This is a genomic window from Arthrobacter sp. Cr_A7 (assembly GCF_029222765.1).
GTDB lineage: Bacteria > Actinomycetota > Actinomycetes > Actinomycetales > Micrococcaceae > Arthrobacter.
Window position 1 is genome coordinate 1 of sequence record NZ_JARHXQ010000134.1, and the last position, 8,347, is coordinate 8,347.

Sequence of the window (8,347 nt, forward strand, 5' to 3'; positions counted from 1 at the left end):
CCTTCCCGGGCAATTCCTTGGAAACCGATTCCTCCCGCACCGCTAAATTTCCGCGTTCGCGTTTATGATGTCCGAGGGGGGTGGTGTTATGGCTGATTCCAGCCACGGCAATAAGGTGGCGGTCCGAACATTCGGGGCGGTCCTGGACGCCAACCCCGACGCCCTCCTGGCCGTGACAGCGGACGGAACCATCACGGTGGCCAACGCCGCGGCAGCGAGGCTCTTCGGGTTACCGCGGGAAGAACTGGCAGGCCGCAACTACCGGACGCTCCTGGCTGCTGGCTTTGAGGATGAAGTGGACCAACTCTTCCGGCAGCTCATGGCCAGCCCCGGCGAATTTCCGCCGCCCCGGGAGATTAACGGGCTAAACAGCGACGGCACCGAATTTTCTGCTGAAGTGGCAGGCTCGCTGCTCCCGCCCGAGGGGCGGCAGGACGCAGCGCATGGCTCAGTCCCGCCGCAATCGCCGGGAGGACAGACACGGCACCACGACGGCGTTCCGGCCGGCACGCGGATGCTCCTGTCCATCCGGGGTACTTCACACCGCCAGGCCGCGGACGCCGACCTGCGGGAGGCCATGTCCCTGCTGACGGCCACGCTGGAGTCCACGGCGGACGGCATCCTGGTGATGAGCACAGACGGACACGTTGCCGGTTTCAACGACCAGTTCCTCACCATGTGGAACATCCCGCCGGAATTACTGGAGGGCGACAGCGAAGAACCCGTAATGCGGCTCATCATTGCCCAGGTGGCGGATCCCGTGGAGTTCATAGCCCGGCTCACCGAAGTGGAGGACGATCCTGCGGCAGAGAGCCATGACGTCCTGGAATTCAAGGATGGCCGCACCTTCGAACGCTACTCGCGGCCGCAGCGGGTGGGAGACAACATCGTGGGCCGGGTCTGGAGCTTCCGGGACGTGACTCCGCGCCGGAAAGCCCAGGAGCAGGCCCACCAGGCAATGCTTGACCTGGCTGCCCAGGCAGAGAAGCTCCGCGCCATGGCGTTCCAGGATCCGCTGACCGGGCTGGCCAACAGGGCCGTGTTTAATGACGGGCTGGCCGAGGCCCTGCAGGAGCCGCGGCTGAAGGCGGTGGACGTGCTGCTGCTGGACCTGGACGACTTCAAGGAAGTCAATGACATCCTTGGCCACCAAGCGGGCGACGACATGCTGATCGAGGTGGCCCGCCGGCTGCGCGGCTGCGTCCCCACGGCAGATGTTGTGGCCAGGCTGGGCGGTGACGAATTTGTGGTCCTGCTGACGGCATGCCCCGACGCCGACGAAATCGCCGCCTGCATCGTCCGCTGCCTCCACGTACCCGTGACCATCAGCGGCACCGTGCTGCGGCCCAGCCTCAGCCTGGGGCTCGCGTCGCTAGGCCAGGACAGCGTGGGCCCGTCCGAACTCCTTCGCCAGGCGGACATCGCCATGTATGCGGCAAAGGCGGCGGGCAAGAACCGCTTCCTCCGGTTCCACCCCGACATGATGACAGCTTTGGTGAAAAGGACCGATATGGAAAGCGGGCTGCAGCAGGCTGTGGCGAATGGCGAGATCACCGTGGACTATCAGCCCATCGTTTCGCACCGCATGGGCCAGGTGGTCATGTTCGAGGCGCTGGCGCGGTGGGACCGCGGCGGCGAGCGGGTGCCGCCGTCGGTCTTCATCCCGCTCGCTGAGCGGACCGGCCTGATCAGCGAAATCGGGTCGGAAGTCATGGCGGCCGGCATGGTCCAGCTTGCAGGCTGGCTGAGCGAGGACCCGTCGCGGTCCCTCGCCGTGAACGTCTCCGGTGTGCAGCTCCAGGAGCGGGACTTCGCAGACACTGTCCTGCGCCTGGCGGAAGCGGCCGGCGTGGCACCCTTCCAGCTGGTCCTGGAAGTCACCGAGAGCGTATTTTTCGACGCCGACTGCAGCCTGATCAAGCAGCTCAGCACCCTGCGGGAGGCCGGCGCCCGGGTGGCCCTGGATGACTTCGGCACCGGCTATTCCTCGCTGGGCCGGCTGCAGGACCTGCCCGTCGATACCGTAAAGATCGACAAAACCTTCGTCTCCATGGTGCGTACCGGCAACGAGAGGCTGCCCATCCTCAGCTCCATGATCAACATGGCGCAGAGCCTGGGCCTTGCCGTCATCGCCGAAGGCATCGAAACGGCCGCCCAGGCGGACTACCTCACGGCGCTGGATTGCGATTCCCTGCAGGGATATCTTTTCTCCCTTCCGGAGCCGGGCGAAAGGCTGGAACACGCCCTGCACCATGCCGAGGAAGCCCTGAACGCCCTCAAGGCGCGGTAGCGGAGCAAACGGTGGCCTGCCGGCCACCCCGCCGAGGGGTGTGAGGGATATCATGGGGGTGCGTCTCCGCCCAGGTCTCGGGCGGGCTCCGGTCTCAGGTTTTTGGGGTTCCGGGCGCAGCTGGAGGGAAGGGGACCTTCGTGTCTCGCACCGGTCTTTTGGAGCACCGGCCTGCCATCGGTAACAGGGGGGTCCGGCTGGGGTTGCCGGCTTTGCTGACTGCTGTGGCGCTGGCCGCGCTTGCCCTGTTTTTCGCAGCCAACAGCGGCACGCCCCCGGCATTGGTGACGGGGGATGTCCTCATCCTCGCGGCTTCCCTGCTGGCCGGAACGAGTTGCGCCCGTGCTGCCGCGCGTGGCGGAGTCAACGCCAGGGCCTGGATGTTCATGTCCGTGGCCGCCTTCGTGTGGGCCGCGGGCATGGCCCTTTATACCTACTATGGCCTCGCCTACAGCCACGTCTATCCCTTCCCGTCGCTCGCGGACGCCGGGTTCATCGCGTACTCGGTGCCCGCCGTCGCCGCGCTCTTTTCCTTCAAGAGGCGCGCCGGGAGCCCGGTGGCGCTGTACCGGGCGGTGATGGACGCAGCGGTCATCGCCGGCTCGGTGCTGGTGGTCAGCTGGTACACGGCACTGGGGCCCGCGTTCAGTTCGGTGGGTGACCCGCTGTCCCGGTTTACCGGAATGGCCTACCCGGTAGTGGACGTGATCATCACGTCCCTGGTGCTGGTCCTTGCCATGCGGCGGCAGCCGGGCGAGCGCCTCCCCTGGCTGTGCTTTGGCGGCGGCATGGTCGCACTTGCCGTCACGGACAGCATCTACGTGCGGATGACGTTCGACGGCGTCACAGGCAGCACGGGTTCGCCGCTCGCCCTCGGCTGGATCATCGCCTTCCTCCTGATCGCGCTGGCGCCCCTGGCACCGTACGTGGAGAGCGCCGGGCCGGACCGGCGCGGTTACACGCTGGCGCTCGAACTGGTGCCCTACGCGCCGCTGCTGGTTGCCGTGATCATGTTCGCCGGGCCGCATCTTCACGAGCTGGAACCGTTCCTGCTGGTGGTGGGGGCCGCCGTGCTGGTGTGCGTGCTGGTCCGGCAGGTACTGATCGTCTTCGAGAACATCCGGCTCACCAGCGGCCTCGAGGAGGAAGTGGCGGTCCGCACCGGGGAGTTGGAGGCCGCCCGGGAAGCTGCCCTGGAAGCAAGCCGGCTCAAGTCGGAATTCCTGGCCACCATGAGCCACGAGATCCGCACCCCCATGAACGGAGTGGTGGGCCTGACGGCCCTGTTGCTGGAGACACCGCTGAGTGAAATGCAGAAGCAGTACGCCCAGGGCGTGAAGGGTGCCGGCGAGGCGCTGCTGGCACTCATCAACGACATCCTGGACTTCTCCAAGCTGGAGGCCGGCAAGGTGGACCTGGATGTCCGCCCCTTCGATCCGCGCGTCCTGGTGGAGGAAGTGGCAGGCCTGCTTGCCGAACCGGCGCTGGCAAAGAACCTGGAGCTGATCGCCTACTGCGAGCCGGAAGTCCCGGCGCGGCTGGAGGGCGACTCCGGCCGGATCCGGCAGATCCTGCTGAACCTTGCCTCCAACGCGGTGAAGTTCACCGCATCCGGCGAGGTTGCCATCCGGGTGACAACGGAGAATCCCGGCGCGGGTCCCGGAAGCACCGCCGCGGTGTACTTCGAGGTGCGGGATACGGGCATCGGCATTGACCCCGCCCACCATCGGAAGCTCTTTCAGTCCTTCTCCCAGGCGGATGCCTCCACCACGCGCCGCTACGGCGGGACCGGACTGGGCCTGGCCATCTCCCGCCGGCTGACGGAGGCGATGGACGGCGAGGTGGGCCTGCAGAGCGTACCCGGAGAGGGCAGCACGTTCTGGTTCCGGCTGCCGTTGCCGGTTGCTCCGCCGTCCACGGACCCCGTGCCCGCCGCGGGTTTCCTCAACGGCCTGCGCGTACTGGTGGTTGACGATAACGCCACCAACCGGCTGGTGCTCGAATCGCAGCTGCGGGGCTGGCGGATGCACCCCGAAGCCGTGCCGGATGCCGGTTCGGCGCTGGCAAGGGCGCGGGAGGCGAATGCGGCCGGAGAACCGTTCCACCTGGCCGTGCTGGACTTCTGCATGCCGGACACCGACGGTCTGGAGCTGGCCCGGCAGATGAAGGCCGACGGCGGGCTGGCGGGGATCGAGCTCATGATGCTGACCTCCACCATGCAGGTGGACCCGGCGGAGATAGCGGGTGCAGGGGTGCGCGAGTGGCTGATGAAGCCGGTCCGCAGTTCCGAGTTCTACAACCGCCTGGTCCGCCTGATGTCCATGCGGAATGCTGCGCTCCCGGCGGGCGGGGCCAGCCACCTTGCCCGGGCCGCCGACCCGATGGACGGACCCGCCCGTGGACGCATCCTGGTGGTGGAGGACAACGAAGTGAACCAGCTGGTGGCCAAGGCAACGGTCAGCAAGTTCGGGTATGCGGTGGACGTGGTGGCCAACGGCGCCGAAGCCGTTGCCGCCACCGATGCCTGCCGTTATGCCGCCGTCCTGATGGACTGCCACATGCCCGTGATGGACGGCTTTGAGGCCACCCGGGTGATCCGGGGCCGGGAGCTGGGTTACCGACTGCCGATCATCGCCATGACCGCCGGCGCACTGGACGGGGACAGGGAGCGCTGCCTGGCAGCAGGCATGGACGATTACCTGGCCAAACCGGTGGATGCCGCGGCCTTGCAGGCGGCACTGACGCGCTGGGTTCCGGAACAGGTCCCCCAGCCGCTGGCCGTAACGGGCGGGCGCCCGGCAACCGCGGGGAGCAGCCGCCCGGCGCTGGACCAGGACCGGCTCGCCATGCTGCGGGAGCTTGGCACCGGTGATGGGCTGCTGCGTGCGGCGGCGGAGGCTTTCCGCAAGGACGCCCCGGGACGCATCGCGGCGATCCGCACAGCGATTGACGGCGGCGGCGGGCCGCCACTGGTGCAGGCCGCCCACGCCCTGAAAGGATCCGCAGCCAACATCGGCGCCAGCGCCGTCGCCGCTACCTGTGCGGAGCTGGAAGGCGTGGGCCGCAGCGGAACAAGCGGCGGCGCCGCGGATCTTCTCGCCCGCTTGGAATCGGAACTGCTGCAAGTGGACACCGAACTGGAGACCATGCTGGAGGTGCCGAAGTGAAAGTGCTGGTGGCCGACGACGATCCGGGCTCACTGCTGGTGGCCAGGGCCGCCGTCGAACGCTCCGGGCACGACTGCCTGGCGGCCGCGGACGGTGACGAGGCGTGGGCACTGTTCCGCGAACACCAGCCGGACGTGGTGGTCACCGACTGGATGATGCCCGGTATGGACGGGCTGGCGCTGTGCCGGTCCATCCGGGCGCGCGAGACGGACCTTTACACCTACATTGTGCTGCTGACCTCGCAGGGGTCCCGGGACGATGTGCTGGCGGGCCTGGAGGCCGGCGCGGACGACTACGTGACCAAGCCGCTGGACCCGTTCGTGCTGCGGGCCCGGCTCCTGGTGGCCCTGCGGATCACCACCCTGCACGCTGACCTGGCCCACTACAGGAAGGTACTCTCGCAGCAGGCGCGGACTGATCCCCTGACCGGGCTGCACAACCGGCTGAAACTCGCCGAGGACCTGGAGCAGCTGCACGCCCGCAGCGCCCGCTACGGCGAGGAGTACAGCCTTGCCATGTGCGATGTGGACAACTTCAAGGCCTATAACGACATTTACGGCCATCAGGCGGGGGACCTTGCGTTGCGGGCCGTGGCCGCGGCGCTGGCACGCCACGCACGGACGAGCGACGGCGTTTACCGGTACGGGGGCGAGGAATTCCTGCTGGTGCTGCCCAAACAAGGCCTTCCCGGGGCGAAGGCTTTGATGGAACGGACGCTGGCAGCCGTGCGGGAGCTGGGAATCCCGCATGTGGGCGACCCGTCCGGCCAGCTGCGGCTTAGCGCGGGAATCTCCACTTTCTCGGCACAGCACCCCGCCGACGCCGACACACTGCTGGGTGAGGCAGACGCCGCCCTGTATGCGGCGAAGGCGGCCGGCCGGAACCGGGTTGAGGTGGCCGGGTAGCCGCAGGCACGCAGGCCGGGGTGGCGGCGGGTCAGGCGGCCTTTTTGCCTTGCTTTTTCTGGATGGGCTTCTTCGGGGCCGGCTTCTGCTGTGCGGGCTGCTGCTGCGCGGGCTGCTCAGAAAGGGGCGGCTCTGCAACGGGCTGCTGCTGGGATCGCGTCCCGGCCGCCTCGGCCGGAACATGCGCTTCCGCCCGCTGGCTGCCGACCAGGATGGCCTCCGTGCTGGCGGTTGAAGCTGCCGGACTTGTTTCGGCCGCGGCGTTTTCGGCCACAGCACTTTCGGCGGCGGCGCGGTTGCGGCGCCAGCGTCGGTAAAGGTCGACGGCGGCCATCAGGCCCGCGATCGGGGTGAGGACGGCGGCCACATAAACGAACAACATCCAGGTGAGGGTGGTCAGCGGCGGCTGGTTGTTGTGGAGGAGGGACAGCCCGCCCAGCATTCCCACGGCCCAAAAAAGGATCACCGCCGTCAGGACGGCGCCGGCGGGAAAATACTGGTTGCTCACGATCTTTTTCAGGGTTTCCATGCACTTCCTCCTGCCTGGCGCAAAATGGCCGAACACCGGCGGCTGCCGAAAGTGGCCGCATCAACACCAGTATGAAGCCGGTTATCACGAAAACTCTGCAAGACGCCACCGTGAGTGATGAAGCTAACTGAACGCGCCGCCGTCGTACATTTTTCGGCGCGTCTTCCGCCCGTCCGGACGCCCCGTTACGGTTGGTTTTGTCCACTCGATTTCTGGAGGTTTTTGAATGCGCAAAGTGACCGCAGGCCTGTTCCATTCCGTTGACGGCGTGGTGTCCGACCCCTACAAGTTCCAGTTCGACAGCTTCGACGACGAACTGGGCGAAGGCCTCACCAAGATGATGGAAACAGTGGACACCGTGGTGCTGGGGCGCGTGAGCTACCAGGAGTGGGCAGGCTACTGGCCGAACGCGTCCGTGGACGAAGACTTCGCGGCCTTCATCAACCCCGTGGAAAAGTATGTGGCCTCCCGGACGCTCGCCGAGCCGCTGGACTGGCAGAACTCGCGCCTGATGGACGCCCCGCTGGAGGAGTTCGTGGCGAAGCTGAAGGAGCGCGACGGCGGCGAGATCGCCGTGTGCGGCAGCATCTCCGTGACCCGGCAGCTGCTGTTCGCCGGGCTCCTGGACGAACTCACCCTGATGACCCACCCCGTGGTGGCCGGAAACGGGCGCCGCCTGTTCGAGGACGGCGACCCGACCACCCGGCTGGTGCTTCAGGATCAGCGGAGCACCAGCAAGGGCAACGTCATCAGCACCTACAGTCGGCTCGAGGGTCAGGAGCGGAAAGCGTCCTGCAGACCGTCAGTGGCTGGTGGTACCGCGGCGTGATTCCAGGACCGGCCGGATCCAGCGGTCGGCCGCCAGTCCAGTCGCCAGCGAGTACAGCGCCTTGTGCGTCACGTCCACCACCTGTTCCTTCCGCGGCCAGGTGGAGGGCGGGGCGCCGGCGCCGGTCGCATTTTCAAGCGTCTGGTCGAACGCGAGCCGGACAACGGTGTGCTTGGTGTTCGCCAGCGGCCCGCGGATGCCGGTCACTGCCCAGATCCCCCGCACGGAACCGAGCAATGCGCCGGTCCCCCAGTGCATCACGTGGTTCCAGACCAGGGGCTTCTGGGCATCGTCCGGGCGCTGCCCAAGGAGCGTGAGGAGCGTGCGTGCCGGGATGTACGAGTTGGGCCGCTTGGTCAGGACCTGTTCAACTTTCTCCCCCGCTGTCATCACGGCCACACCGGCGAGGCCACACATGGCACCTCGAGCGGCAGCCGCCAGCAGCACTTGTCCACGGGATCCGGCCATGGTTCCTCCAGTTTGTTCCGGGAGCGGTGACAGAAGCACAGGTACCCCTGCCCTCCTTCGCCAAACAGCTAACCGGGATGTGGAGGTGCCGCCCGTGGCAGGGGCTCTTCGACCCGCCTACCGGGCCGGGGAAAGAACGCGTTCGACGGCGGCGATATC

6 protein-coding genes are annotated in these 8,347 nt (G+C 67.2%); 4 read left to right on the top strand and 2 right to left on the bottom strand.

Annotated features, from left to right (window positions below; genetic code table 11):
* Positions 1-88 precede the first annotated feature (88 nt).
* From P2Q66_RS08320 to P2Q66_RS08330, 3 genes are all read left to right on the top strand, one after another.
* Entirely contained in the window at positions 89-2,290 is a 2,202-nt protein-coding gene (locus tag P2Q66_RS08320) for an EAL domain-containing protein (RefSeq protein ID WP_275727149.1), read from the top strand.
* 140 nt (positions 2,291-2,430) lie between these two features.
* Positions 2,431-5,457, top strand: a complete 3,027-nt coding sequence (locus tag P2Q66_RS08325) for a response regulator (RefSeq protein ID WP_275727153.1) — start codon at positions 2,431-2,433, stop codon at positions 5,455-5,457.
* Positions 5,454-6,362: a diguanylate cyclase gene (locus P2Q66_RS08330; protein ID WP_079595781.1), complete on the top strand. Its 909-nt coding sequence runs from the start codon at positions 5,454-5,456 to the stop codon at positions 6,360-6,362. The genes P2Q66_RS08325 and P2Q66_RS08330 overlap by 4 nt, the downstream gene beginning before the upstream one ends.
* Positions 6,363-6,393: 31 nt before the next feature.
* On the opposite strand, the gene P2Q66_RS08335 is transcribed toward P2Q66_RS08330, so the two are convergent.
* Entirely contained in the window at positions 6,394-6,891 is a 498-nt protein-coding gene (locus tag P2Q66_RS08335; protein WP_275727156.1) for a hypothetical protein, read from the bottom strand.
* A 226-nt stretch (positions 6,892-7,117) separates the two neighbouring features.
* Between P2Q66_RS08335 and P2Q66_RS08340 the strand changes: the two genes are divergently transcribed.
* Positions 7,118-7,720, top strand: coding sequence for a dihydrofolate reductase family protein (locus P2Q66_RS08340; RefSeq protein ID WP_275727158.1), 603 nt, complete (start codon positions 7,118-7,120; stop codon positions 7,718-7,720).
* Here P2Q66_RS08340 and P2Q66_RS08345 read toward each other — a convergent pair.
* The gene (locus P2Q66_RS08345) at positions 7,694-8,188 is read right to left on the bottom strand and encodes a hypothetical protein (protein ID WP_079595784.1); all 495 of its coding nucleotides are present in this window, start codon (positions 8,186-8,188) and stop codon (positions 7,694-7,696) included. The two genes, P2Q66_RS08340 and P2Q66_RS08345, sit on opposite strands and share 27 nt — an antisense overlap.
* Positions 8,189-8,347 lie beyond the last annotated feature (159 nt).